We start from the raw sequence: 25,788 nt of genomic DNA, 5'->3' as shown, positions 1-25,788 counted from the left end.
CCAGAACCCCAACCGGACGACGAGTCCGGCCGCGGCCTGCTCCTGATCGCCGCGCTGGCCGACCGCTGGGGCACGGAGCCGTATGCACCGAGCGGCAAGACCGTATGGGCCGAGGTGGGTTCCCGGTCCGGCTGAAGTCCTCACGCCAGCAGGTCAGTTGGGGAGACTTCCCCGGTCCGCCAAGGGGGAGCGCTGCTATGTCGTGTCTTCGCGCCGGGCTGCCTTGCGCTGCAGGGACTCCCGCCGCGAGCGCAGCTCCTTCTGTCGCTTCTGGCTTTCCTTGCGGCGCTTCGCGCGCTCGCGTGCGGCCGGACTCCTGAGCTTCGCGTGGTCCGGTAGCCACAGCAGTGCCCACACCACTCCGGCGAGAAGGGCGATCACGACCACCCCCAAGACCGTCGCCAACGCAGGCGGCATGTCCGCAACGTCTGTGATCCGGTACCGGCCGATATTCAACGCCCCCCTCCGGGGCACGGGAGAACGCTGTGCTCCGTTGCCGTTCGGTGACATTCGTTGCATATCTGCAGCAAGAGTGCAGAGCAACGAAAGTGCACCTTAATGAGTCTTACGAGACGTCATGACCGGAAGGTTCTTGGCGGGCCGCACGAGCGCGTCCCTTCCTTTCGCATCCGGTCGTCTCGACACACAACGCATGGGGGAATCATGAACGTCCGCATCCGCGGTACCCGGCTCGCGCTGGCCGCGCTGGCCACCGGGGCCATACTCACCCTGGCTGCCGCCCCGGCGATGGCTGCGGGCTCTCCCCGGTTCCTGGAACCGGGTGAGCTGCCGCCGCACCCGACGTCGCCCTGGTACGCCGGTCCGGTCGTCGCCGGGCAGCCCGAGCACCCGCCGGTCTGCGTTGGGGAAGCGCTGCCGTCCATCTCCAGCCACCGTGAGTACTGGACCGAGTACGACACCAACGCGTTCCAGGTCACCGTGGTGGAGCGCAGTGAGCAGCGGGCCAAGGCGTTCGCCGCCCTGCTGCGCCAGAAGATCGCCGACTGTGCCGAGCGGCTCATGGAGGAGACTCCCGACCTCACGGCGACCGAGAAGAACTACGGCAAAATTGACGTCGAGGAGGGTGCGACCGTCCACGGCCTGCACACCGTCTCCGACTGGGGCTCCTCCGACGTCAGCCTGTTCTCGGTGGGCCGGGACGGCAGGACCGTGACCTACGTCCGGTGGGCGCAGATGGGCACCTTCGAACATGCGCAGGTCGCGGACTTCAAGGCGACCACGGTGACGGCTGTCAACAAGCTCTACTGAGCCCTGCCCGAGCCGCCCGTCCTGCAGAGGCGAGGCGGGCGGCTCCACCCGGCCGTCCCGAGCACCAACTGGGCGGAGACCGATTGCTTCCCGCTGCTCATAGAGCGCCCAGGTGAGCTCACTCAGCCGGCTTCGCCCGGGCCCTGGGGTTTCCTGCTGGGGTGTTTGGCGCGGTGGGGTCCGGCGATGGTGCGGGTGTCGGCGTAGGTCCAGATGTCGGCGCGGCGGTACCAGCGCCGCAGGCGGCCGCTGGGGAGTTGTTCCTCTTCGACCGGCTGGGGCCAGCCGCGCGGCATGCGCTTGGGGTGGTGGGCGATGCTGACGGGTGTGACGCCGAGGACGCGGGCGGCTTCTGCCAGGGTCAGTAGGTCGTCGGGGTTCCCGCTGCGGTCGACGTGGATCTCGCGTCGCTGGGTGCGCTTCTTGTAGTCGGCGTACCAGGCCTCCCACTGGTCGTGGTCCCAGTACATGACGCGGTCCAGTGTCTTGACGGGGGCGGGATGTTCATTTTCTTCCCGTAGTGCCCACAGGCGTTCAAGGGTGCTGCGGGCAAGGCCGTGGCGTTCTTGGAGGTCGGCGCGTGTGACCAGGTTCGTCGTGTTCTGCCGCTCCTGGTACCAGTGGTCCCATTCGGCTGCGTCCCAGACCAGTTCACGGCCTGCTTTGCCGGCTGCTTCGGGGTGGCCGGTCCATCGGCGGTTGCGGTACCACTCTTCCAGCGGGGAGAGCGCCATGCCGTATTTGGTCATCAGGTCACGGCGGGTGTAGACCTCGCGGCCGTCAAGTGTTGTCACGGTGGTCTTTCCGATCTGCCGGGTGAAAGAGCCGAGATGGCGCACCAGCGTCGCCAGGTGGAGCCTGGCCGTTGCCTAGGATGTCGGTATCGCTTCCTGGAATGGGCTTGTTGATTGTGCCCTCGGGCCAGGAGGCGTAGGGCGGCTGGCGGGCTGCCAGCGTTTTTCCCGCCAGCCGCCAGCACAGTTCGTGTCCCAGATGACCCAGATGGCTGGGCAGCCAGGGAAACTCCTTTCGTTTTCCTTAATTGTGGCATCTGCGTCGGAGGGTGTACCGCCGTCCAGGCAGCCGCCCCCTGAAGGGGGGCGCCCGCAACAACGCCAGTACGTCGTGGAGTGCGAGGCGGCGGCACGAGTGCGGCCGCCGCGCCGGATCATGGAGCGAGCTGTCGAGGCGTATCGCGCGGGTCGGATCGGAGTGCGGGCCATCGCCGCGCTGAGCGGCGCGGACCCCCGCGCCACCGAGCGGGAACTCCACGAGGCGGGCATCCACCCACCAGAGAGCCCACCGTCGGGGCGAGTTGATGTACACACACTCCTCGCCCGACGGCCCATCTCACGATCGACCAGCACGACGAGCGGCCGGAGGCGATTTCCGGTCAATCCTGCGGCCAATGCCGTTGAGGACGGCCAAACGCTTTGAGTGACGGCATCCGGTCGACCTACGCTCCGTCAACGGATCACGACCTTCCCGGCCACGCCACGCCGCGCCACTACTCAACAGGAGTGTGTCCCTTGCCTTTCCCGCCCGGTGACATGGTCGCCGCCTTCGGCAGACACCTGCACTTCAAGAGCCTGGAACAGGCCCTGTGCGACCGTCATCCCGAGTTGGCTGACCGGGTGCGATTCGACGACGCGAACCACCCGATGCATCTGAAGGTCACGTTGTCCGGCAGGCGCTCGGTCGTCCTGGCGCAGGTACGTATGGGGTACACGATCGTCTGGGCGGTGATGGATCCGGTACTGAACAGTGAGCCGTCGGTCTGGCCGCTGGACACGCCCGACGAGGTGCTTGTCGACGCCCTGCACGCCGTGGCGTCGGCGCACCTCACGGACCTACCTGTTGCCTCACCCTGGCGCTGGAACGAGAGCAAGCCGTCCGACATGACCGAGCTGGCCGACCTCTTGGACGCCCGGGGTGTGCGAGTGCGGCGCGTGGCGGCGGGGAACGGCTATTTCCCGTACGGCCCCCGCCACTCGCCGAAACTCGACATCGTGGGCGGACGCGACGGCGGCTTCGTCGAGGCCGAGTTCCCCGACGCGTTCGTCCGCATCTCACTGAAGCCCGCCCTCGGCTGGCTGGTGGATGTGTTCCTCACGGAATGCGAGGCTTGGGGCCGTGTCGATCTGGGCTGGAACCTGTGGCGCAGCACGCGGCCCGGGCCAGGGATACCCCGTGCGGACGTGTCGGTGGCGGACATCGTTGACGTGCTCGGCAGGGGCCTGAAGGCCTGGGACGTGGAGGTGCCGTACGAGCCGGCCAGCCGCGGAGACCGGGTTTCCGCCGAGCGCCGATCCGAGTGGCAGGAGTCCCTTTTCGCGGACGAAGCTGCCCTGCCCGAGTCGCTGGAGCTGGAGGACGTCAACGCCGATCTCGGTCAGCTCATCGGGGATTCCGCGCCGAGGACGTCACGACGCTCAACCAGCCCCCGGCACATCACCGACACCGTTCTCGAGCAGCTGACAGCATTCGGCTTCGGGGACCTCGAAGAGGGGGACGCCGAACTCCCCATCCGATCCGACGCCTTCCACATCGAGTGGCACAACCGGGCCAAGAACCTGTCCACTTCCGAGGTTCAGCGGCTGAACGGCCTGGCCGCGGCGGCCGGTGAGGACGCGCCCAAGCGGCTCATCGTGATCACGACTGCCGGTATCAGTCGACCGGCAGCGGCCTTCGCCGACACCGCCAAAGCGTTCGTCTTCTTCGTCGACCGCACAGCGGACAAGCTGATGGCCCTGAACTCACGCGCCCAGGAAGCACTTCTGCCTCGCACGAACCCGACCGAGCGAGGGCTGGAGCCCTGGTAGCCGTCCTGCCCGCGACGGTCCCGTCACAGACCGGCCCGCGCCAGCAGGATCTTCAATGCCTCCGGCTTGACCTTCTGCACCGACCTCACCTGGCCGAGTTCCAGCTCGTCCCGGCCCACCGGATTGCCGTACAACGCGTCCGTGGGCCCGGGCAGCAGGGTTACGTCGACCCGGTAGGAGAAATCGGGGTCGTCGGGGTCCTCACGCGGCTCCCTGTCGACCTCGGCCACCGCGGCGACCGCCGACTCAGGTTGACTGAAGAAGAACCACAGGCGGTCGCCCGGGTTCATACGGTTTCGTCGGCTGAGCCAGAGGTCAAGCTCGGGGTCCTTGTGGGCGAGACGGCGCACGGTGTCCTTGTCGGAGGGCTCCCCGTCGAGGGTGTCCTTGTTCGGATTGAGGATGTAGATCCAGTCCTGCACGATCTCTCCCGTCGCCGTGGCGCCCGGTGCCCAGGAACCGACCTCGCCGTGCTGAGCATCGTGCCAGCCGCCTGAGCCGCACGCAGGAAGTTGCCCAACCTCGCCGCGCGTGGGGATCTCCACCTCGCGCTCCGGCATCATGACCTCCATGACGAACGGGGTGGATGTGCGCACGGCGGCGGCCGAGTTCGACCGGACCGCCGTGGCGGACGTCGAGTCGGATGCCGAAAGCGATCGCAAGAAGGTGCTGTCCCAGTTTCCGTTGGAGGAGTGGGCGGAGCTGCCGCTGGAACGCTATGCCCTTGGGCAGGCCGCGCCGTCCGGGTCGGCGCCGACGTACTGCCAGCTGCTGGAGTTCCACACTCCGAATCTGGGCAGCATCAGAGGCGGCAGTGCCGCGAAGCACATCATGTACCACCACAACTCCGGCGAATGGCGGCTGGCCGCTCCGTTGAGGGGTATGGACCCGCAGGACGCCTGGGCTGAACTGCGCGGACAGTTCGTCCGGGCCTTCGATGCCGTCAGGGCAGGAGACTTCGAGGCCCTGGACGACCTCGAAGTACTGCGATACGGGCCGACGTTGGTGACAAAGTCCCTGGCGACCTACTTCCCGCAGCACTTCCTGCCGATCTACGCGGCCGAGCATCTGCGGACGTTCGTCACGCTGCTCGGCGGCGAGGCACAGGTCGGCGTCTCCGCCTCGCGCACGAACCGTCAACTGCGAGAACTCGTGCAGACCCGTGAGGAGTTCGAGGGCTGGACGGGACAGGAGGTGATGCGCTTCCTGTACAAGCACTTCAATCCCCGGCAACGCACCATCTGGAAGATCGCCCCCGGCGAGCGCGGCCGCCTGTGGGAGGAATGCCGGGACGGCGAGTTCATCTGCGTCGGGTGGGACGAGCTCGGCGATCTCGGCCAGTACCAGAGCGACACCGAACTGAAGCAGGCCCTGGACGCGCACTGGCCGCGCAGCAGTGGCGGCAGCCTGACCCTCGCCCGCCGGCTGCTGGCCTTCCGGGACCTGGAGGCGGGAGACCGGGTCGTCGCCAACCGCGGGACGGACGAGGTCCTGGCCACCGGCAGGGTCGACGGGAGCTACCGCTACGACCCGGACCGGCCTGAATTCCACCACGTCGTCCCGGTGGTCTGGGACCTCTCCCACGCGCAGAAACTGTCGAAGTCCCGGCCCGGGTGGCGGTCCACCTTCGCCAAGGTCGACTCGTCCCTCTTCGCCAAGTTCACCGCACACAACGCCGACTCCGACTCCGCCCCGGGTACGGACCAGGCACGGGCGGGCACGCCGGTCGCGCTGCCCGACGACGTGCAGGTCGTACTGGACGCGCTGGAGCGCAAGGGCCAGGTGATCCTGCACGGGCCGCCTGGCACGGGCAAGACCCGGCTCGCGCTCGGCGCCGCCCTCGCCCTGGACGGCCGCGCGGACGTGCTCGGTGCCGACGCCCGCCAACGTGCCGAGGCCCAGGCCGAGATGCTGCACGGCGACCGTGTCAGCCTGGTCACCTTCCATCCCTCGTACGGGTACGAGGACTTCGTCGAGGGCTTCAAGCCGGACCTGAGCGCCACCGGCCCGGGGCTCACCCTCGCCCTCACGGACGGCCTGTTCCACAGCCTGTGCGGCCGGGCCGCCGCCCATTCCGACCAGACGTTCCTGCTGGTCGTCGACGAGATCAACCGCGGTGACCTGCCGCGGATCTTCGGCGAGTTGATCACGCTCCTCGAACTCGACAAGCGGAACCTGCCGGTCGCCCTGCCCGTCAGCAAGCGACGCTTCTCCGTACCGCCGAACGTCCGGGTCATCGGCACGATGAACACCGCCGACCGAAGCATCAGCCACCTGGACGCCGCGGTACGCCGCCGCTTCGCCTTCCTGCCCGTGGGCCCGGACCCGGACGCGGTTTCCGGAACCGTCGGCCCCTTGGACCTGGCCGCGTTCTTCGAGTCCCTCAACACCCGCATCGCCCGCCATCTCGACGCCGACCACCAGATCGGACACGCCTACCTGCTGCGGGACGGTGAGCCGATCGCCACCGAGGAGGATCTGGCCGCGGCCTTCCACCACGAGGTGATCCCGCTCCTGGAGGACTACTGCCTCGGCCGGGCGGACCTGTTGCACCGCCTCCTCGGCGGCTTGGTCGACGCCGACACGGGTCGTCCGCTCCTCATGTCTCCTCAGGACCTGGCGGACGCGCTGGCGACCGAGTTCACCAGCGGCGTTCCCGGCCCGGATGCCTGACCGCACCCTGGTTCAGCTCGGCGAGTACGAGTCCGCCCTGCTGGAGCCCGATCAGCTCACTCCCCGGGACGTCGACCGCCTGCACGCCCTCCAGGCACGGGGCTGTCTCACCCTGACCAGGGAGCGCACCGGGTGGCGGCTCAAGGCCGACGCGACCGTCGGAGTCCTGGTCCTGGACTGTGTCCGCGTGGTCATCGCACCCAAGTTCGCCATTCCGGGAGAGCAGCTCATGAGCTGGCTCGCCTACGCCCTCGGCACGCCCGTCCCGGCGACGGCCAGGCGCTGGGCCACCGGCCCTGACGGTTACGCCGACCTGGTCGCCGCCGCCCTGCTCGAACAGTGCGAGCGGCTGCTGCGGGAGGGCCTGCGCCGGGACTACGTACGCCACCGGAGCGTCGAACCGGTGCTCCGGGGGCGCCTGAACGTGGCCGCCCAAGTCACCCGCCGCTACGGGCAACTGGACCAGCTGCACGTCCGCACCTTCAACCGGGAGGCGGACATCTGGGACAACCGCGTTCTGGGGAGCGCGCTGAAGGCGGCGCTCACCCTGACCGCCAGTCCCGACCTTGCGCGCGCTCTGCACGGCGCCGCCGGCGCCTTTCCGCAGGCCCCGACCCCGTCCGCGGCCCTCCGCGCTCTGGACCGCACCCACTACACCCGCCTCAACACCCGCTACCGCCCCGCCCACACCTGGGCCCGCCTGCTGCTGCGCGGTGGCGGCGTGACCGACCTGCTCACCGACCAGGGCACCACGGCGGACGGTCTCCTGCTCGCCATGCCCGCGCTCTGGGAAGCCCTCGTCCGCCGTCTCGGCACCGAGGCCGTCGGCCAGCATGGCGGCCACGTCGTACCCGGCGGAAGCGGCGTCGGCATCACAGTCCGCGGAGACCTGGGCAACGCCTCGGCCTTCCGGCCCGATCTCCTGCTCAGCCTTCCAGGACACGACACGGCACATCGCACGCTGCTGCCCGTGGACGCCAAGTACAAGCGCTACGACCGCCACGGCGTGAGCGCGGCCGACGTCCACCAGCTCCTCACCTACAGCAGCGGCTACGCGTCCGCCGACGCCCCGACGGCCGTCATCGTCCATCCCCAGCCGGGCAGCCACGCCCAGCGAACCCTCCAAGTGTGCGGCCCCAAAGGCCTGTTGGGCATCATCCACATCCTCGGTGTCGACACCCGCACCACGCCCAAGCAGGCGACGGCGTGGATCGGCTCAGTACTGCGCTGACCACCGCACGCTGCCCGGTCGGCGACAGCAACCGTGGGCGGTGTGGTGCCTGCGAGACGGTCGGCTCGGTGCATCGGGCGGCCTGGCTCATCTCCGTTCCGAGCGGGACGCCCGAACACTCGTACACACATCCACTCGTAGCCAATTCAGATAAGTCTGTTGACGTCGCTAACAAACTTCCGTCATGCTCGGATCGACAACGGCTCACCGTCCCCTCGCGCCGCGCCTGCACTACTACGACGGAGCCTGTACCGATCACGGAATCTACGTCGGCTACATGGGCCCGCATCTGACCAACACCATGACCTGAGGCGTACACCCACAACGACCGCCGCGCCCCGGCCGACAGTCCGACCCCAGACCATACGAGTCCAGGCCCGGACCGGGCCCGACCCAGTCCGTACCCGAGGAGCACAGAGCCACGTGAACCCTTACAACACCCCTGCCCCGCCCCGCCCTTGGTGGAAAACCACCCCCGCTGTGCTCGGGCTCCTCGCCCTTGTCGCCCTGCTCGGCGCGTTCAGCTTCGGGCTCGGCTTCGTCGTGATGATCGCCGCCATGGTGGCGGTGTGGGTACTGTCGCCATGGCGCCGGTTCGCCAAGCTCGGCGCGACGTTCGGAGCCTTCCTGCTGCTGGCGGTCGGGGCGGGCCTGGGCGGGCAGCTCGACGAGAGCGGCACGAAGCAGCCCGACGCAAAGGCACGCGAAGACAGCAAAGCAAGCGCCGAGGCCGCGTCGTCCCCGACCCCCGCGAAGGTCGTCAAGGCCGCCGACTACACCGGCAAGCCACTGAACGACGCGGAGAAGCTGGCACGTTCCGCAGGCTTCACCACTGGTCACCACGATGCGGCCGAGGATGACCGCTCGATCATCATGCGGTCCGGATGGACGGTGTGCTTCCAGGAGGCCGACACGACCGCGAAGACCGTCGACTTCGCGGCGGTCAAGAGCAACGAGCCGTGCCCCGAGAAGGACGGCGGCCCGCTCCCGTGGCCGAAGATGCCGGACGTCGTCGGCGCCACCTACAACACAGCGACCAAGGATCTGAAGCAGGCCGGCATCGACCTCGACAGCGTCACACTCGACGACGTCTACCTCGACATCGACACACCCATCGCTGAGGAGGCCGCCGAGGACGGCGACGAATGGCGAGTGTGCTTCCAGTCCCCGGACGAGGGAATCAAGGTCACCTCCACCACCACGGTCAGCCTCGACCTGGGCCGGTGGAGCGACGCCGACCTCGTCCAGGACTGCCCGAAGGCGAAGGACACGACCTACAAGATCCCGGCCAACGATCCCGACTACGAGAGCGACAACAGCACCAGCGAGGAGGACGGTTCCACAGGCGGCGGCTCCTCATCCTCGTCCGGCGGCTCCACCGGAGGCGGCAGCGTCGGTACGGTCCACCCCGGCTCGTTCTGTTCTCCGCAAGGAGCGACCGGCGTCACCAAGGCGGGAACCCCCATGGTTTGCGGCCCCGGCTCCGACGGCCGCAACCGCTGGCGCTCCTCCTGACCCCCGTACGATCCCAGAAGACCCAAGCCGGTCGGTCCGGCACAATTCACCACCGGGGGCCTCATGCCGTACGCAGAGGAAGACACCCGCAAGGTCCAGACGGCGGTCATCGGCAGGGCCGAGTCGGACTGGCCGGTGTTCCTGCCGTACGACCACGACGAGTTCGACCGGTTCATGCTGGGCCGCACCCGCGAGGACTTCTACTGCGGCACTCTGCTCGGTGGCTGCGGCAGGAAACTCTCCGCGAAGCGGTACACCGACAAGAAATGCCACTTCGCGCACCGCCCACCCGTGCACTGCCGCCGTTCGGAGACCGGCGAGGCCAGTGCCGACCACCTGTACGTCGGTCAGGCACTCCAACGCTGGCTCCGGCGGCAGGAGCACCAAAACGTCGAGGTCACCTACCTGGATCCCGGATCGGTCCACGGCGGGGCCGTCGAGGTCCGGTTCGGGTACGGCCTCGCTCAGGTCATCCGCGTGCAGATGGCCCGGTTGTCCCTCCGCGAGTGGCAGGAGGCACGTGAACGGCTCGCGCGAGGACACAGCCAGGTCCACTGGGCCTACGGGCCGTACTGCGGGCTATCCCACAACGAGGTGGAGGCCGCCGGCCACGCCATCCGGATCTCCTGCCGGACCGAGGGTGAGACCCGCGAGGTGTACGTAGGTACGCAGTACCCGGACAACAGCCTGGCGTGGTCGGCCCTCGCCGAGTGCCGTCTGACGGCGGAGGGGATCATCACGCCCCGCCTCGACTCCGAACCATCCACGAGCTGCGCTCCCGCTCTCGTGGCATTCCCGCTTGCTCCGGGCACCATCGCCTTCACCTCTGCGGCCGAGCTTCCCCTGCCGGGGGCGAAGCCGCTCGGTACCGCCGTACGCCTCTACGAAGCCGACGTCCAGCCGCTCGGCTCGGCCATGGTACGTGTCCGGGTCACGCTCCCGGTCGACCACCCGGTGCCTTCCCCACACCAACTCCACGTCATCTACTCCTCAGCACACCTGATTCCGCTGGCCGACGCGGCCCCCTCCGATCCAACGTGGCTCATACGAGCGGACGGTGCCTTGCCCCTCCCCCAACAGGCAGATCCCCGCTGGCCGGACCTGCGCCCCACACCCCTGCCACCCGAGCCTCCCGCTGAGCGCCATTCGCTCCCCCTGGGAGAGGACGAGATGGTCCGCCTCTTCCGGTCGAAGCTCGACCAGGTCGCTCGCGTCCGCGGCCTCATCAACTGGGAAACACTGGTCGGTCACGCCGGAGCGGCACCCGGAGACATCACCCCGGAGGAACGCGTCCGCCTCCTCGTCGCGGTCGACCACCCTCGGGCCGACGGCAAGCCCGTGCTCTCAGCACTCGTCAAACCGGCTCTCACACCGCCCGGCCCGGCCCCGTACTTCGCCGACGTCCTCGCCCGCCTCGGCTGGAGAGCCGACCTGCCCGAGGCAAGAGTCTCGGAGATCTGGGAGCAGGAACGCAGGACCGCGTACGCCCTCACCCTGCCTCTCGACGAATCGGCGGCCACACGGCAGCAGCAGTCCCCGTCCCACCTGCCCGAGGGGGGTGTCACATCCACCATCAACGAAGCGCGACTCGTGGCCGGTTTCCGCAACCATCTGGAAGGGCTTGCCAGAGGACACGGCATCATCAAGTGGACAACGCTGCTCAAGCGGCAGGGCGTCAGACCGTCCACGCTGTCGGAGCAAGACCGCGTCCGGCTGCTGGCCGCGGTGGACGGGTCCTACGCTCCTGGCCGCCGATTGCTGTCGGCCCTGGTGAAGAAGGACGGCCAGAACCCAGGACCGGCCCCGTTCTTCGGCGACGTACTGGCCGAGCTGGGCTGGAAGCCCGACGCCGCCACCCCCACCGTGGAAGCGGCTTGGCGAGCCGCCGTCGACCGTGCGTACTCGCGGGACACATCGGCCGTACCCACCGAGACCGAGGACAGGCGGTGGGCCAAGCTCGGGACCACCAAGTCGGCCGTGGTCGAGGCAGCACGACGGACGCTGGTCGACGCCGCCCGGCGCCGGGTCTGCGTCGGCTGGCACACGCTCGCCGCTGCCGCCGGGGTCAAGTCGGCGGATCTTCCCGACAAGTTGAGAGAAGCGGTCCTCGTCGCCGTGGACAGCCCTACCTCACCCCACGGAGTATTGCTCTCCTCCCTCGTGGTCGCGTCCGAGCACACCCCAGTCCCGTACTTCGACACCGTCCTCAAACGCCTCGGACGCCCCCACGGCCTGCGGCCCATCGAACTAGGTCAGGTGCGCAAGCGTGAACAAGCCCGCGCCTTCGCGGAGTACGGCAGCGGGACTACGACTGGCTCGTAGCCGTCACACGTCGGCCGTGAACTCCCGAGGGTGGTGCATGGGTTGTGCTGTGCTCCGTCATGACGTTGACGCCCTCACCGAGTCGACTGCACATCCTATGGAGCCGGGCGGAAGGTGCTCGGAGGGGGCCTGTCAGTGCCTGCCAGTACGCTGCAAGGCAAGATCGGACCAATGGGTGTGAGGGGGATTTCCATGGCCGACGAGTACCCGGAGTTCTGGCTGCGGCTGCCGAACGGGGACGGGATCGACCGGGCGCGCGGGGTGCTGCTGGACGAGACGGGCACGAACGGGAGCAGGAAGTTTGTGGTGCGGGCCGGTTCCCCCGCGCGCGACCATGTGACGCCCTCGTTGGCCACGCATTTCAAGAGCCCGTTCAACCGGCGGGAGGAGCTCAAGGCCAAGGGCGTGCTGGTTCCGTCCAAGCGCTGGGCGGGTTGGTTGGAGCTTACCGAGGACGTGGAGTGCGGCTCACCCTCCTTCGCCGCCGTGTTCCTGGTGGGTGCCCCGCGCAACGGGTGGGAGGAGTGGCGGACCGAGGACGGTGCGCCTCTGTCCGACTACATGTCGGGGGTGTGGGCGGGTCCCAACCGCCCCTGGCTGGTGCGTGGTTCGAACGTGACGGGTCTGGACCTGGTCCAGCGCCTGTGGCTCCCGGAAGGACGCGTCACCCTCGCTGCCTCCCGCCTCCGCCAGGGCGTCCGGCAGGGCATCAGCAAGGAACACCTGCGCGCACTCGTCGAGGAGGACTACGAGTCGACGGCCACGTACAGCCAGAAGCAGCAGCTCGTCGAGGACCTGCACGCCTTCCTATCCCGAATGAAGCCGGGCGACACCGTGTGCACCATCTCCGGCGGGCAGTTGTACGTCGGGGAGGTCACCGGTGAGGCGGAGCAGCGGGAGTCCGAGGACCGGCGCTCCAACCTGCGCCGGCCGGTCGAGTGGGAGCCGGCCGGGCACGCGTACGACGATCTGCCGGAGGAACTCCAGCAGAAGCTCTCCGTCCAGCACGACGTCGTCGACCTGACCTCGGTCCAGGCCCACATCGAAGGGCTCGGCCTGACCGACCAGGAACTGGTCGAGGAGGCGGAAGCCATAGAGCGGGACCCGAGCGTGGAGATCCCGGCCCTCACCGCCCGCCGCGAGCTGGAGCTGCCCGAGCCGACGGACGAACTGTCCGCGGAACTCCTCGTACACGACACCGAGTGGCTGCGCGAAGTACGTGATCTGCTGTGGGACGACCGCCAGCTGGTGCTTTACGGGCCGCCCGGCACCGGCAAGACCTACCTCGCACTGAAGCTCGCCGAGTTCCTCGGCGGCGGACCGGAGCAGGTGAAGCTCGTGCAGTTCCAACCGTCGTACGCCTACGAGGACTTCTTCGAGGGATTCCGGCCTCAGGAGGACCCGCAGACCAGAGAAGTCGCCTTCCGGCTCACCGCGGGCCCGCTGCGTGAGCTCGCCGACCTGGCCTCCCGCGAGGGAAACCGGCACATCCCGCACTTCCTGATCATCGACGAGATCAACCGGGCCAACCTGGCGAAGGTCTTCGGCGAGCTGTACTTCCTGCTGGAGTACCGCAACAAGTCGGTTCGGCTGACCTACTCCGGCGACGACTTCGCGCTGCCGCCGAATCTGTTCGTCATCGGCACGATGAACACCGCCGACCGGTCCATCGCCCTCGTGGACGCGGCGATGCGCCGCCGCTTCGCCTTCGTCGAGCTGTCGCCGCGTACTGAGCCGACGCGTGGTCTGCTGCGCCGCTGGCTGGCCAAGGAGGGCAAGGGCGCGGAGCCCGCCGACCTGCTCGAGGCGCTGAACTCCCGTATCGACGACGCCGACTTCCGCATAGGGCCTTCGTACCTGATGAAGAAGGGCGTGTACCGGGAGGGCGGCCTGGAGCGGACCTGGCGGACGAAGATCCTACCCCTGATGGAGGAGCATCACTACGGGGAAGGCGTGGACATCGAGAAGCGGTACGGGCTGGCCGCACTGCGGGAGTCGCTGGGGTGACGCCCGCCGTAGACGCCCAGCGGTCCGTTGAACTGGTCGAGCACGCGCCGGCGAGCAGTCTCGTCCTGCCGGATGCCGTCGGCCGTGCCCTCGCCGCTTCCGACATCGTGGACGCGACCCCCGACCCGTACACGCCCGGGCACTGGTCGCTGCGAGCCGGCAGCAAGGTCGGGGCCGTGTCCGTCACGGCACCGGGCGGCGGTGAACCGGTCACCGTACGCATCACACCCAAGGTCCCCATCGTCCGGCTCTTCTTCCTGCTCGGCTACAGCCTTGATCCGAGAAGGAGTTGGCGAGACGGCGAGGTCGAGGTCGCCGAGCACCGCGATCTGCTGCCTGCACTCGCCCACGCTGTGGAACGGCAAGTGGACCGGGCACTTCGACAGGGCCTGTTGCAGGGCTATCGGGCGACTGAGGAATCCGCGCTCGTCGTCCGCGGCCGAATCAGGGAGGCCGAACAGATACGGCGGCGCTTCGGGGCGATGCTGCCGATCGAGGTGGCGTACGACGAGTTCACCACCGACATCGCGGAGAACCGCATCCTCCGTGCGGCCGTCGAACGTCTCCTACGCCTGCCCGGCATACCGCGCGACGTACGCCGCAGGCTGCTGCACCAGCGCGCCCGCCTGGCCGACGTCACGGCGATCGTGCGCGGACAGCCGATCCCCGACTGGCGTCCCACACGCCTCAACTCCCGCTACCACCAGGCCCTGCGTCTCTCTCGCGTCGTCCTGGAGGGTGCCTCCGCCGAGCACGCCCCCGGCGATCTGCGCATCGACGGCTTCCTCTTCGACATGAACAAGCTCTTCGAGGACTTCGTGACAACCGCCCTACGGGAGACCTTCCAGGACCGGAGCCAGGGTTCAGGCGGCCACACCGCCCGCCTCCAGGACTCTCACCACCTCGACGAGGCCGCCGCGATCCGCATGAAGCCGGACTTCGTACTGTACGGGCCGGACGGCACTCCGTGCGCGGTGGCGGACGCCAAGTACAAGGCCGAGCGACCGGGCGGTTATCCCGACGCCGACCTGTACCAGATGCTGGCATACTGCACGGCCCTCGACCTGCGCGAAGGACACCTTGTGTACGCGAAAGGCAATGCCCCGCACGCCGCCCACCAGGTGCGGCACGCGGGCATCGTCATCCATCAGCACGCCCTCGACCTGGACCAGGAACCGGCCGGGCTGCTCGCCGACATCGGCTCGGTGGCCGAACTCTTGGCGGACACCCCGCGCGTGTGATCGACTGCGGAGTGTAGGAGTCCGTCCAGGGTGGGGAGTTCACCTCGTGCCGCAGCTCGCGTTCGCCAACAGCTTCTGGGAGAGCTATGACGTCCTGGAGAAGCCCGTCAAGGCCGGCGTTCGCAAGGCAATGGAGAAGTTCCAACTGCTCACCGTGCCCGAACTGCAGGCGGACAAGGGGCTCCACCTGGAGTCCGTGAAGAACGCGCATGACGCGCGCATGAGGACCATCCGCATCAACGACTTCTGGCGCGGAGTCGTCCTCGCGCCGGACGACGGCAGTGATGTGTTCCTCCTCGTCAATGTCGTACGGCACGACGACGCGTACACCTGGGCGGCCAAGCGGCTGTACACGACGAACTCCGCGACGCGCGCGCTCGAAGTCCGTAATGTGGCCGCCATCGAGCAGCTGACCCCGGCCCTGGAGAAGGCGGCTGCAGCCGCCGACTCCCTGCTCTTCGCGAAGTACTCGGACACCGTGCTGCGCGAACTCGGCATCGACGACCAGGTGTTGCGTGCCGTGCGGACCATCATCGACAAGGCGCAGCTCCAGGCGTTCGAGACACTGCTGCCGGAGGACCAGTGCGAGGCGCTCCAGTACCTCGCCGAGGGGTTCAGCCCCGACGAGGTGTACCGGGACGTGGTCGCCGTACGCCGTCCGGTCGACGCGGGCCCCGACCCGGACGAGAGCCTCGCCGTCGCCATCGCCAACACCACGAACCGCATCACCCTGGTCACCGGCCCCGACGAGCTGGCGGACGTCCTGGAGAAGCCGTTCACGGCCTGGCGGGTGTTCCTGCACCCTTCGCAGCGCCGGGTCGCCTACCGGGTGTCGTACGGCGGCCCGGTCCAGATCACCGGCGGCCCCGGCACGGGCAAGACGGTCGCTGCCCTGCACCGCGTCAAGCATCTCCTCACGCGCTCGCCCGACACCCGGGTTCTGCTGACCACGTACACGAACGCCCTGGCCGCCTCACTGCGCGAGAACCTGGCCCTCCTCCTGGACGGCGACGAAGCGCTGCTCGGCCGCGTCGACGTGACCACGGTCAACGCCTACGCGCACAGCGTCGTGACCCGCCTCGACGGCAAGTCCCCCTCCCCGGTCAACGACCGAGACGAACGGCAGCTTTGGCAGCGTGTCGTGAAGCAGCTGGGGCTGCCGTGGACGGAGCAGTTCCTGGCTCAGGAGTACCGGCATGTCATCCTCGCCCAGGACCTGCGCACCCCGGCCGCCTACCGCACCGCCTTGCGTCGCGGTCGCGGCAGCGCGCTGCCGTCGGCGCGGCGTGACCAACTCTGGCCCGCCGTCGAGCTGTTCGAGTCGATGCTGCACGCCAAGAAGGCCACCACGCATCTGAAGATGTGCGCGCGTGCGGCCGACCTCCTGGCCGGGTCGGCGCCCACGCACGACCACGTCGTGGTCGACGAGGCACAGGACCTGCACCCCGCCCAGTGGCGCGTCCTGCGCGGCGCGGTGGCGTCCGGGAGCGACGACCTGTTCATCACGGGCGATCCACACCAGCGCATCTACGACTCGAAGGTCTCCCTCGGCTCCCTGGGCATCTCGGTGGCCGGACGCACCCACCGTCTGCGCATCAACTACCGCTCCACGGAGGAGATCCTGATCTGGTCGACCGACATCCTCAGCCCGGTGTCGGTCGACGACCTGGGTGGCGAGGGCAGCGACAGCCTGGCCGGTTACCGCTCCCTGCTGCACGGCCGGAAGCCCCACGTGGACGGGTACGGCTCCGAGCAGGCGGAGGTCGCGGCGCTCGTCGAACGCGTCGAGGGCTGGATCGCCCAGGGCATCCGGCCGTCGGAGATAGGCGTATGCGCCCGCTTCAACGTGCTGCTCGACAAGGCGTACGACAAGCTGGCCGCGGCCAAGATCCCGGTGGTCCGGGTCAGGGACAACCCAGGGCCCGGGGTGGACGGGGTGCGGCTCGCCACCATGCACGCCATGAAGGGGCTGGAGTTCCGCTGCGTCACCGTCCTGGGGGTTACGGCGAGCGCGGTGCCGTTCGCCCGTGAGGTGACGTCCGCCTCCGTGGACGCGTTGCAGCACGATTCGGATCTGCTGCGGGAGCGGTGTCTGCTGTTCGTGGCGTGCACGCGGGCGCGGGAGGCGTTGGCGGTTACGTGGAGCGGGGCGGCCAGTTCGTTCGTTCCGCAGCGGAATTCGCGTACCGGACAACCAAGGTGACGGCCCTCGTCAACTCTCGGGAGTAAGCGCCCCGTTGCCGAGCCCGTCCCTTGCCAGTGCCGCCGCATCCCGGCTCAGCTCCACCACTTTCCGTGCCCGCTCCTCGAACTCCTGGAGCGCACGGAAGGCCGCCCCGTACCGGCGTTGCTCGGTGATGTCCATCTGTGGGATGCGGGCGCCCTTGCCATCGAGGCGGAAGGTGCCGCTGGTGCTGGTGGAACGCCGGGTGTTGGCCGCATTGCGCAGAAAGCCCTGGAGGTAGTCGGTGTCGAGCTGATCGCTGACCGAGACCGGTTCCGGACCGCCGTACTCGACGAGCCCGGCGCGCACGAGGTCGGCAACGCTGACAGTAGGTCCCTCCACGGAACTGGGGCCGTCACCCGCTGCCAACACCGGCAGCAGCTCCGCCAACAGACGCAGCTGTTCGGTCAACTCCCTTTGCAGGACCTGGTATTCAACCGCGTAGTCCCGGTGGGACTGCTCGACGTGGCGGCCGGGCGTGAGGTCCACTGCGTCGTCGAGCAGATCGATCAGGGGGACCTCGGCCATCTGGTCGGGGGCCGGTTCCAGAGAGCCGTCCGGATCGCCGGCCGTCAGATCGACCATGCGGACACTGGTGACGGCATCTCCCAAGGCCAGGGGGCGGCGCAGGTGCCAGAGGTGGACCGGGAGCGCATGCGATGCGGCCGTGCCGGACGGAAGGGCGGTGACCTGGGTGAGGATGCCCCGTCGTACGAGCTCGGCGCGGATGCGGCGGCCCGCCTTGCGGTAGGCGACCGAGGCGGGCAGGACCATGAGGACGCGGCCGCCGGGTGTGGTGTGCGCATAGGCGTGTTGCAGCCAGGCGAGTTCGCCTTCGGCGCGAGACGGGATGCCGAACTCCCAGCGCGAGTCGAGCAGCAGATCCTCGCGCCCCCACTCGGGTTCACCGACCGGCGGATCACAGACGACCAGGTCGGCCTTGAGGTCCGGCCACCGGTCGTCGCGCAGGGAGTCTCCCGTGAGGATACGGACACCGGTGTGCCCGGTGAGGTCGGCCCGCAGTTGCGCGAACAGCGCACTGCGGGCGTCGGACTCCTGCCCGCAGCGCCTGGAGCCTTGATCGGGACCGACGGCGAGCAGGAGGGTGCCGATGCCGCAAGCCGGGTCGAAGACGGTCGCGTCGGACGCCACCTCGCCGGCGAACTGGCGGACGGCACGAACGATGCGCGGTGAGGTGACCTGGTCCGATCCGGCCCGGCGTACGGAGTCGGTGAAGCGCTCCGCGAGGGAGTCCACCACCTCGGCCGCGCCGCTGCTCTCGGCCAGATCCCGCACGAGCCGGACGACGTCAGCCGGAAGCTCCGCGGGAGCTTCCCCCTCGGCGAGGAGGCGTGCGACATCCACGAGCCCGCCGACCATGTCGTCACCGTAGACTCCGCGCAGCGCCTGCCACAGCTGCACCTCCGCCGAGACGTCCTGCCCCTTGCGCTGCCTGTCCAGCCAGGCCTGCACCTCAGCCAGATCGAACAGCGGACTGTTGACACCGCCGCTGGCCGGCGCCGGGAAGTCGTCGTAGCGCCGCCGCCAGTTCGAGACGGCGGCACGGGTGACGCCCGCCAGCCGGGCGATCTCGGCGCCGGTGACCAGCGGGCCGGCCGGTGGGGCGGGTGTGTCCGTCATACGGGCTACCGTACACAGGGTCGGTCACACCATCAACACATTCACTCGTTGACGGCGCTAACAATAAATTCATTTCCTAGCTGTGTACAGCGACTGCGCAGAGAGGGCGACGACCGAAGTGTTCACCCTGTCGTGGTCGGGGAACCGAACCCGTTTCTGGTTCCTGGTGGAGGCAGGCATACGTCAGGTCTGTGCTGTGCCAGCCGTACCAGCCATGTCGACCAGTTCGCAGAGCGCGCCCGCGAGCGCGCCGAGACCGGCTCCGGCCGCGCCGCCCGGTTCGGACATGTAGACGTCCCGCCGGATCTCGATCATCAGGGCGCTGACCCGTGGGTCGTTCCCGTAGTACTTCAGCGGGACATACGTCCCCTCGAAGGGACTGTTGACTCCCGTGCCGCCGAAGCCCGCGAACGCCTTCTCGGCGTGGGCCAGCAGCTCGGCCGGGGTGTGGAAGGCGTCCCGGCCCAGGCAGATGGGCGGCCGGGGTCCGCCACCGTGGAGCTCGTAGGGCAAGCGCTCGGTCGGGTAGGAGTGGACGTCGATGATCACGGCCCGTCCGACGGCGTCCAGCCGCTGGCTCACGGCGTCCGTCATGGCGGCGGCGTACGGGTGGAAGTACCGCTCGATGAGCGGCTGTCCGTCGTAGCCGCCGGAGCGGAGCTCCTCCCGGTGCGTGGTCCGCGTGTAGACCGCGCCCATGCCGACGGCCAGCATCTCCTCCCGCTCGTCCGGGAACCGTTCGGGGTCGACGACCAGCCGCGACAACTGGTTGACGAACCGCCAGGGCTCGGTGGCGGCACGAGAGGCGGCCTCCGCCGCGATCCGAGCGGTGTGCGCGTCAGTGATGTGGTCCAACTCCCGCTCCAGCGCGGCGTCTTCGAGCACGATCCCGGCCCGTACGTCCGCGAGTATCGCCCGCGAGGAGTGCGGCACGTGCAGGATCACCGGGGAGTCCGGCGCACCCGGCATGAGCTGGTAGGAGGCCGACACGTCGTTCATCCGGGGGTTCGTTCCTTGCTGTGTGAGCTGCTCACCCCCGGCTGGGCCAGGGGCGTGAAGGGCGGGCGGTGCTCATCCGGGAAACGCGGACGCCGCCACCCGCCCGTTCGCAGGGTCAAGCATGCACCTCATCACCTGACCTGCGGGCGGTGAACAGCAGGTACTCCCACTCCATGGCCGTGCTGCCCGCCCCTTGGTCGTGTCGTCGGGCGAGTTCGGCGAGGTCGCGGTCCAGCGCGGCAGTGCGGGCGGGGTCATCGGCGATGGCTCGGTAGGTGGCGATCGTCGGGCCGTAGCGCTCCTTGAAGTAGTCGCGGAACTCCTCAGGGCTCTTGAAGCGGTCGACCAGCACCGTCTGTTTACGCGCCTCGATGTCCGTGACCCGGTCTCCGAACAGGGCGCGGACGTGGTCCTCGTCTCCCCACAGGGGCGGGGGCTGCGCACCCGGCGGGGGCGGTGGTGCGTAGGGCTTCATCGTGGCGAGCATCTGGCCGAGGAAGCCCTCGGGCGTCCAGCTGAGCAGGCCGATCGTGCCGCCCGGGCGGCAGACGCGTACGAGTTCGTCGGCGGCGGCCTGGTGATGCGGGGCGAACATGACCCCGACGCAGGACAGCACCGTGTCGAACTCGCCGTCCCCGAACGGCAACGCCTCGGCGTCAGCCTGTCGCCACTCCACTTCGGCGCCGCGCTGCGCGGCAAGTCGCCGCCCGGCCTCGAACAGCTCCGGGGTCAGGTCACAGGCCACCACACTCGCCCCGGCCAGCGCCGCGGGAATCGCGGCGTTGCCCGAGCCGGCCGCCACATCCAGCAGCCTCCTTCCCCGGCCTTCGCCCCGGGGAGCCCCCGTCTCGCTTCGCTCGCCACCACCGCGCAGCCCGCACGCCTCGACCAGGACCTCACCCAGCTCGGGGATGATCTCGGCGGCCACGGCAGGGTAGTCACCCTGCGCCCACATCGCCCGGTGCCTGGCTTTCAGAGCACGGTCGACCTCGACCGCGTCGGTCAGTTCGCTCATGACAGCACTCCTTCTGGACACTCTCCGTGCACTACGACGGCTGCGGGGACCCCGAATTCGTTGTCCGCACTCGTTACTCGTTGTCCGCACTCGTTGTCCGCCACGGCACGGAGACTAGGAACGGGGTATGCCGTCCGCTAGTCCCAGATCTGTACCGGGGCGTCGGCATTCGACACCGTCCGGCTGCGACTGGGCTGGTTTGTCCGGCGGCGGGGGCATACTCTGCCCGGCATGGGGTCCTCGTATCGCCAGTTCTGCCCTGTCGCCAAGGCGATGGAGCTGCTCGACGAGCGCTGGACGCTGCTCATCGTCCGTGAACTCGTCCTCGGCAGCCGACGCTTCAATGACCTGCGCCGCGGTGTGCCGCGGATGTCTCCCACGCTGCTGTCCAAGCGGCTGCACCAGCTGGTGCGCGCCGGCGTCGTGGAGAAGCGGACCGACGGCAGAGAGGTGCAGTACGTGCTGACCGCGGCCGGACGCGAACTGCGGCCGGTGATCGAGGCACTCGGCATCTGGGGCACCCGCTGGATCGGACAGATCGGCGACGAGGATCTCGATCCGAAACTGCTGTTGTGGGACCTGCATCGAAACGTCGTCCGGGATGCCGTCCCCGACGGGCGGACGGTGGTCCGCTTCAGTTTCCCGGACGTCCCCACGGGCACTCGGGACTGGTGGCTGGTGATCACTCCCGAGGACACCGACGTCTGCGACGTGGACCCCGGCTACGCGGTGACGGTAACGGTGACCGCCGGCCTGCGCCGCATGATCGAAGTCTGGCGTGGTGACCTCAGCTGGTCCGAGGCTCTGCGTGTCGGCGCGGTCAAGGTGGACGGCCCTGAGGCGCTGCGCCGCGCCGTGCCGGAGTGGTTCACGCTGTCGGCGTTCGCCGCGGTGCCCCGGCCTGTCGCCGTCACGGCGGACTTAAAGTAGACCCGAGGTACTTCCGAGGCATTCCGGCACCCCACGCGCCACCTGGACCGATCAAGAGGATGCGGAACGCATGTACTCACAGGACTCGATCTCCGGCCACCGCCGCGGTCGTCCCGAACCGACCGCCGAGATGCTCTCCGGGTTGGCCTGCCTCATCTGCGGCACCGACTACCGGAGCGCGCCAGACGCGGACGTGAGGGTGGTATCCCACCGCGACGGCAAGCAACTGGTCGCCTGCCGCGGGGTCTGCGCACGGATGGCGAGCGGGTCGGCCACCGGTCTGGACGAGACGCCCCTCCCGCTGGCCGAGCGCATGCACAGGCACCAGGCCGACCGCTCCTGACCCGGATATCCGGGCCGGGTCTCCGGCGCTTGCTGCTTCGTCCGCGGCGCTGTCACTCCCGCGCTGTCCGCGGGAGCCAGCCGTTGACGCGGCGGTCGGCCCATTGAACGAGTCCGACCGCGCCGAGGGCCACCAGGACGACGGCGAGCAGTACGGCCAGGACGCTCTCGCTGTCGAAGCGGCCGCCTGCCTGAGTGAGGACCCGGCCGAGGCCGACGACGGCGATGAACATCTCGCCGTTGATCATTCCGGTGACCGCGCGGCCGATGCCGAGCCGGATGCCGGCCATGGCCAGCGGCAGGGCGGCGGGGACGACGACCTTGAGCAGGAGTTGCCGCTCGCTCGCCCCGTACAGGTGGGCCATCTCGGTGAGGTGCTCGGGGACCGCTCGTACGGCGGAGGCGGTGCTGATCACGATGATGAAGAGCGAGTACATGACCACGACGGCCACGATGGAAGCCCTGCCCGGGCCGAACAGCGAGAAGAAGACCGGGGCGAACACCAGGGACGGAGCCGTCAGCAGTGCGTACATGTAGACGCCGAGCGCGGCGTCCACCGGGCGGTATCGGCCCATCAGCACGCCGAGTGTCAGCCCCAGGACGAGGGAGATCGCGAACCCGAGGACGAGGTTGGCGAGGCTGGAAGCCAGGCTGCTGAGGATCAGCCCGTCCACCGTCATCTCCCACAGCCGGGCGACGACGGCGCTGGCAGGCGGGAGGAAGGCGGCGTCGGCGGACCACGCGACCACCTCCCAGAGGACCGCCCCGGCCAGCAACCCCACCAGCGGCGGAGGCACCGCGACGCGCGGAGTCCTTCGTACGATGCTGCGGGCCGCGGGGGTCGTGGCGGTCATCCGGCCACCTCCTGGGTTGCCGCGGCCCGGGCAGACGTGCGGTGGTCGGGGTGCATGGTGCGCAGGCTCTCCCAGAGCCGCGAGGTGATCGCGGTGAACTCGGGCGACTGCTCCAGGCCCCCGACGTCGGCAGAGCGGGGCCGTGGGATGTCTACGGGGACGATCTCGGCGATCCGGCCGGGGCGCGGGCTCATGAGGACCACCCGGTCCCCGAGGAGTACGGCCTCCTCCATGCTGTGGGTGATGAAGACGACCGTCAGCCGCCGGCGTTCCCAGATGGACAACAACTCCTCCTGGAGGATGCGTCGAGTCTGCTCGTCGAGAGCACCGAACGGCTCGTCCATCAGCAGGACGTTCGGCTCCACGGCCAGCGCTCTGGCCAGACCGACGCGCTGCTGCATGCCGCCGGACAGTTCGCCGGGCAGCCGCGACTCGAACCCGCCGAGTCCGACCAGCTCGATCAGCTCGCGGGCCTTCGCATGGCGGACCGCGCGGCTCTCCCCCCGGAGTTCGAGACCGAAGGCGACGTTGTCCAGCACCGTGGCCCAGGGCAGCAGCGCGAAGTTCTGGAAGACCATGGCCCGGTCGGGACCTGGGCGGCGTACGGACTCTCCGTCGACGACGATGTCGCCCTCCTCCCAGCCGATGAGTCCGGCGATCGCGCGCAGCAGGGTGGTCTTGCCACATCCGCTCGGACCCAGGACGGTGAGGAACTCGTTGTCCCCGACCGTGAGGTTGACGTCCTTGAGGGCATGGACGTCGCCGCCCTCCCTCCCGGTGAACTTCTTGGTGACGCCTCGGATCTCAATCACGTGTACTCCTTGCGGAATTCCTGGGGGCCGCCCACGGAGTGGCTTTGCGCTCGACCCAGCGCGCGGCGGCGATCAGCGCGAGTGCCTCGAGGAGAATGACGACGATGGTCGCGTACAACTTGGGCGCCTCGAAAAGGCTGCGGTACTCGAGGATGAGACCGCCGAATCCGACCGACACCATGAGCAGTTCCACGATGACCATGCCGGTGACGGCGCGGCCGAGCGCGAGCCGGACCCCGGTCATGATGGCGGGCAGGGCTCCGGGAATGAGAATGCGCCGCCAGATCTGAGCCTCCGACGCCCCGTAGGTGCGGCTCATCTCGATGAGCGAGGCGTCGATCTGCCGTATGCCGGCACGGGCGTTGACGATCACCATGACGACCGAGAAGAGAGTCACCAGGATCACCCGTGACAGCAACCCGAAACCCACCGACATCACGAGCAGTGGAATGACGGCGGCCATCGGCGTCACCAGCAGAATGCTGAGGTAGATGTCGGTGTAGCGCTCGATGGTCCGGAAGCGCCCCAGCAGCAGCCCGGCCGGTACGCCCAGCACGACGGACGCGAGGAAGCCGAGGACCAGCGCCTGGTTGCTCAGCCAGAGTGCCTTCCACAACTCGGCCTCGCCGAGCAGTTCGACGGTCGCCACCGCCGTGTCGGAGAAGGGCGGCAGCAGGATGCCGCCCCAGTACCGCCCGTACACCTCCCAGGCGGTCGCGAACACGGCGAAGGTGAGCAGTTGGTAGAGGAGGGTGCCGTGAACTGCTTTCTGCAGCAGGCTGGTTGTGGGGCGGCGTGTCGTGGCGGAGACACCGGAAGCGGTCATGAGCCTTCTCCCCGTTCCTGCGCGGCCGGTTCCTGCTCGGCCGCCGCGCGGTCGACGAAGCTGAGATCCGCCACGTCCTCGACCGGCATGCGCTTGACGATTCCCGCGTCCACGAAGAAGTCGACCGTCCGCTGGACGCTCCGCGGAGTCAGCCCCGCGGCATCGAACAGCCCGGCCTCCACGTACCGCCGGCTGGTGACCTTCGCTGTCGCGTCGTCGTAGGCGTCCGGCAGGTACTTGTTCAGCAGGAACACGAGATAGCCGGGGTCCGCGTTGATCTTCCGGTGCTCCGCGACGAGCGCGTCGATGAATGCCTGGCTGGGCTTGCGGTGTTCGCCGAGATAGTCCTCGTTCGCGTACACGGTCTGTGGGTGCAGTCCGGGAAAGACCTCTTTGAAGTCCGCCAGCCGGTGCAGTCCCTTGCCTCCGTCGGCCCGTTCCAGGGTGATGGCGTCGGTCACTTCGAGGGCGGTCGCGTCGATCTGGCCGGACAGCAGGGCCTGCGCGCGGGCGTCGGAGCCGCCGATGGTCAGGTATTCCGGTTCGGAACCGGCTCGGCAGTCCTCGCTGACCCACTGCCGGACCATCGCCGTCGCGACGGAGCCCTCGCTGAAGATGCCGAAGGGACGGCCGTCCAACTGGTCGCAGCTGTCACGGTTCTGGGCGCCGTAGACCGCCCATTGGTTGCCGATGGCATCGGCGACGATCCGGATCGGCGCACCCTTGGACATCGCGATCAGCGCCGGGCTCGTCGCCTCCGCCGAGAACTGGTAGTCGCCGCGGACGAGGCCCTCGATGGCGAGTTCCGGCTCGGCGGCCTCCTCCACCTTGACGTCGAATCCCTGCTCACGGACCGTGTCGACGGCCGCGAGCAGGGGAACCGCGGCGATGTCCGGCTCGATCAGCGCCACTGTGAAGGAGTTGTCGCTGCCGCCACCGGAACATCCGGCCAGTAACAGGGTGACGGAAACGATGGCGCCCAGCGCTCTCCGGCGCTTCAGGCGGTGCTGGGAAGCAAGCGTTCTCACCGAGCGACTCGACAAGGGGTCGCTCCTCTCTGCGAAA

At 68.8% G+C, this 25,788-nt stretch carries 23 protein-coding genes; 13 read left to right on the top strand and 10 right to left on the bottom strand.

All coding sequences use genetic code 11. The features are described from left to right. Positions 1–135, top strand: a 135-nt coding sequence (locus tag IEZ21_RS48250) for an ATP-binding protein (protein ID WP_189327549.1), incomplete at its 5' end; no start/stop codon positions are given. Positions 136–195: 60 nt separating this feature from the next. On the opposite strand, the gene IEZ21_RS44730 is transcribed toward IEZ21_RS48250, so the two are convergent. Further along, entirely contained in the window at positions 196–417 is a 222-nt protein-coding gene (locus IEZ21_RS44730) for a hypothetical protein (RefSeq protein ID WP_246568884.1), read from the bottom strand. Between the two features lie 246 nt (positions 418–663). On the opposite strand from IEZ21_RS44730, the gene IEZ21_RS44725 reads away from it, so the two are divergent. Further along, positions 664–1,269 carry a hypothetical protein gene (locus IEZ21_RS44725; protein ID WP_189327547.1) on the top strand — a complete coding sequence of 202 codons (606 nt, stop codon included), beginning with the start codon at positions 664–666 and terminating at the stop codon, positions 1,267–1,269. 122 nt (positions 1,270–1,391) lie between these two features. Here the strand turns inward: IEZ21_RS44725 and IEZ21_RS44720 are convergent, their stop codons facing one another. Further along, positions 1,392–2,063, bottom strand: a complete 672-nt coding sequence (locus IEZ21_RS44720; RefSeq protein WP_189327546.1) for a hypothetical protein — start codon at positions 2,061–2,063, stop codon at positions 1,392–1,394. Between the two features lie 735 nt (positions 2,064–2,798). On the opposite strand from IEZ21_RS44720, the gene IEZ21_RS44715 reads away from it, so the two are divergent. Then, entirely contained in the window at positions 2,799–4,091 is a 1,293-nt protein-coding gene (locus tag IEZ21_RS44715; protein ID WP_189327545.1) for a hypothetical protein, read from the top strand. Positions 4,092–4,114: 23 nt separating this feature from the next. On the opposite strand, the gene IEZ21_RS48245 is transcribed toward IEZ21_RS44715, so the two are convergent. Next, positions 4,115–4,687 (bottom strand): EVE domain-containing protein, encoded by a 573-nt coding sequence (locus IEZ21_RS48245; RefSeq protein WP_246568882.1) that lies wholly within the window; start codon positions 4,685–4,687, stop codon positions 4,115–4,117. On the opposite strand from IEZ21_RS48245, the gene IEZ21_RS44705 reads away from it, so the two are divergent. From IEZ21_RS44705 to IEZ21_RS44675, 8 genes are all read left to right on the top strand, one after another. Continuing rightward, positions 4,662–6,764, top strand: coding sequence for a DUF8426 domain-containing protein (locus IEZ21_RS44705; RefSeq protein WP_189327544.1), 2,103 nt, complete (start codon positions 4,662–4,664; stop codon positions 6,762–6,764). The genes IEZ21_RS48245 and IEZ21_RS44705 overlap by 26 nt on opposite strands. Then, positions 6,757–7,995, top strand: a complete 1,239-nt coding sequence (locus IEZ21_RS44700) for an McrC family protein (protein WP_189327543.1) — start codon at positions 6,757–6,759, stop codon at positions 7,993–7,995. The genes IEZ21_RS44705 and IEZ21_RS44700 overlap by 8 nt, the downstream gene beginning before the upstream one ends. Positions 7,996–8,179: 184 nt before the next feature. Next, positions 8,180–8,305: a hypothetical protein gene (locus IEZ21_RS48575; RefSeq protein WP_281399761.1), complete on the top strand. Its 126-nt coding sequence runs from the start codon at positions 8,180–8,182 to the stop codon at positions 8,303–8,305. Between the two features lie 113 nt (positions 8,306–8,418). Then, positions 8,419–9,510 (top strand): PASTA domain-containing protein, encoded by a 1,092-nt coding sequence (locus IEZ21_RS44695; protein ID WP_189327542.1) that lies wholly within the window; start codon positions 8,419–8,421, stop codon positions 9,508–9,510. A gap of 63 nt (positions 9,511–9,573) precedes the next feature. Beyond that, entirely contained in the window at positions 9,574–11,832 is a 2,259-nt protein-coding gene (locus IEZ21_RS44690; RefSeq protein ID WP_189327541.1) for a competence protein CoiA family protein, read from the top strand. 192 nt (positions 11,833–12,024) lie between these two features. Further along, the gene (locus tag IEZ21_RS44685; protein WP_189327540.1) at positions 12,025–13,839 is read left to right on the top strand and encodes a DUF4357 domain-containing protein; all 1,815 of its coding nucleotides are present in this window, start codon (positions 12,025–12,027) and stop codon (positions 13,837–13,839) included. Continuing rightward, complete coding sequence (locus IEZ21_RS44680) at positions 13,836–15,080, top strand: McrC family protein (RefSeq protein WP_189327539.1); 1,245 nt, start codon at positions 13,836–13,838, stop codon at positions 15,078–15,080. The genes IEZ21_RS44685 and IEZ21_RS44680 overlap by 4 nt, the downstream gene beginning before the upstream one ends. A 46-nt stretch (positions 15,081–15,126) precedes the next feature. Next, the gene (locus IEZ21_RS44675; protein WP_189327538.1) at positions 15,127–17,283 is read left to right on the top strand and encodes a UvrD-helicase domain-containing protein; all 2,157 of its coding nucleotides are present in this window, start codon (positions 15,127–15,129) and stop codon (positions 17,281–17,283) included. 9 nt (positions 17,284–17,292) lie between these two features. Here IEZ21_RS44675 and IEZ21_RS44670 read toward each other — a convergent pair whose 3' ends face one another. From IEZ21_RS44670 to IEZ21_RS44660, 3 genes are all read right to left on the bottom strand, one after another. Then, complete coding sequence (locus IEZ21_RS44670) at positions 17,293–18,945, bottom strand: N-6 DNA methylase (RefSeq protein WP_189327537.1); 1,653 nt, start codon at positions 18,943–18,945, stop codon at positions 17,293–17,295. 183 nt (positions 18,946–19,128) lie between these two features. Continuing rightward, a complete protein-coding gene (locus IEZ21_RS44665; protein ID WP_189327536.1) occupies positions 19,129–19,944 on the bottom strand; it encodes an N-formylglutamate amidohydrolase in 816 nt (271 codons plus the stop codon). A 115-nt stretch (positions 19,945–20,059) separates the two neighbouring features. Beyond that, positions 20,060–20,959 carry a class I SAM-dependent methyltransferase gene (locus IEZ21_RS44660; protein WP_189327535.1) on the bottom strand — a complete coding sequence of 300 codons (900 nt, stop codon included), beginning with the start codon at positions 20,957–20,959 and terminating at the stop codon, positions 20,060–20,062. A gap of 231 nt (positions 20,960–21,190) precedes the next feature. On the opposite strand from IEZ21_RS44660, the gene IEZ21_RS44655 reads away from it, so the two are divergent. Further along, positions 21,191–21,889 carry a winged helix-turn-helix transcriptional regulator gene (locus IEZ21_RS44655; protein ID WP_189327534.1) on the top strand — a complete coding sequence of 233 codons (699 nt, stop codon included), beginning with the start codon at positions 21,191–21,193 and terminating at the stop codon, positions 21,887–21,889. Between the two features lie 70 nt (positions 21,890–21,959). Next, complete coding sequence (locus IEZ21_RS44650) at positions 21,960–22,232, top strand: hypothetical protein (protein ID WP_189327533.1); 273 nt, start codon at positions 21,960–21,962, stop codon at positions 22,230–22,232. A 52-nt stretch (positions 22,233–22,284) separates the two neighbouring features. Here the strand turns inward: IEZ21_RS44650 and IEZ21_RS44645 are convergent, their stop codons facing one another. Genes IEZ21_RS44645 through IEZ21_RS44630 form a run of 4 tightly spaced genes read right to left on the bottom strand, consistent with a single transcriptional unit; the run spans position 22,285 to position 25,751 of the window. Next, on the bottom strand, positions 22,285–23,085 hold the full coding sequence (locus IEZ21_RS44645; RefSeq protein ID WP_189327532.1) for an ABC transporter permease: 801 nt from the start codon (positions 23,083–23,085) through the stop codon (positions 22,285–22,287). Beyond that, positions 23,082–23,897, bottom strand: a complete 816-nt coding sequence (locus tag IEZ21_RS44640) for an ABC transporter ATP-binding protein (RefSeq protein ID WP_189327531.1) — start codon at positions 23,895–23,897, stop codon at positions 23,082–23,084. The genes IEZ21_RS44645 and IEZ21_RS44640 overlap by 4 nt, the downstream gene beginning before the upstream one ends. After that, positions 23,890–24,723 (bottom strand): ABC transporter permease, encoded by an 834-nt coding sequence (locus tag IEZ21_RS44635; RefSeq protein WP_189327530.1) that lies wholly within the window; start codon positions 24,721–24,723, stop codon positions 23,890–23,892. The genes IEZ21_RS44640 and IEZ21_RS44635 overlap by 8 nt, the downstream gene beginning before the upstream one ends. Further along, on the bottom strand, positions 24,720–25,751 hold the full coding sequence (locus IEZ21_RS44630; RefSeq protein ID WP_213089430.1) for an ABC transporter substrate-binding protein: 1,032 nt from the start codon (positions 25,749–25,751) through the stop codon (positions 24,720–24,722). The genes IEZ21_RS44635 and IEZ21_RS44630 overlap by 4 nt, the downstream gene beginning before the upstream one ends. Positions 25,752–25,788 lie beyond the last annotated feature (37 nt).

The sequence above is a fragment of the Streptomyces flaveus genome, from assembly GCF_014647675.1.
Taxonomy (GTDB): Bacteria; Actinomycetota; Actinomycetes; order Streptomycetales; family Streptomycetaceae; genus Streptomyces; species Streptomyces flaveus.
The sequence above is the reverse complement of the archived record's forward strand: the minus strand, read 5'-3'. Positions and strand labels throughout refer to the sequence as shown.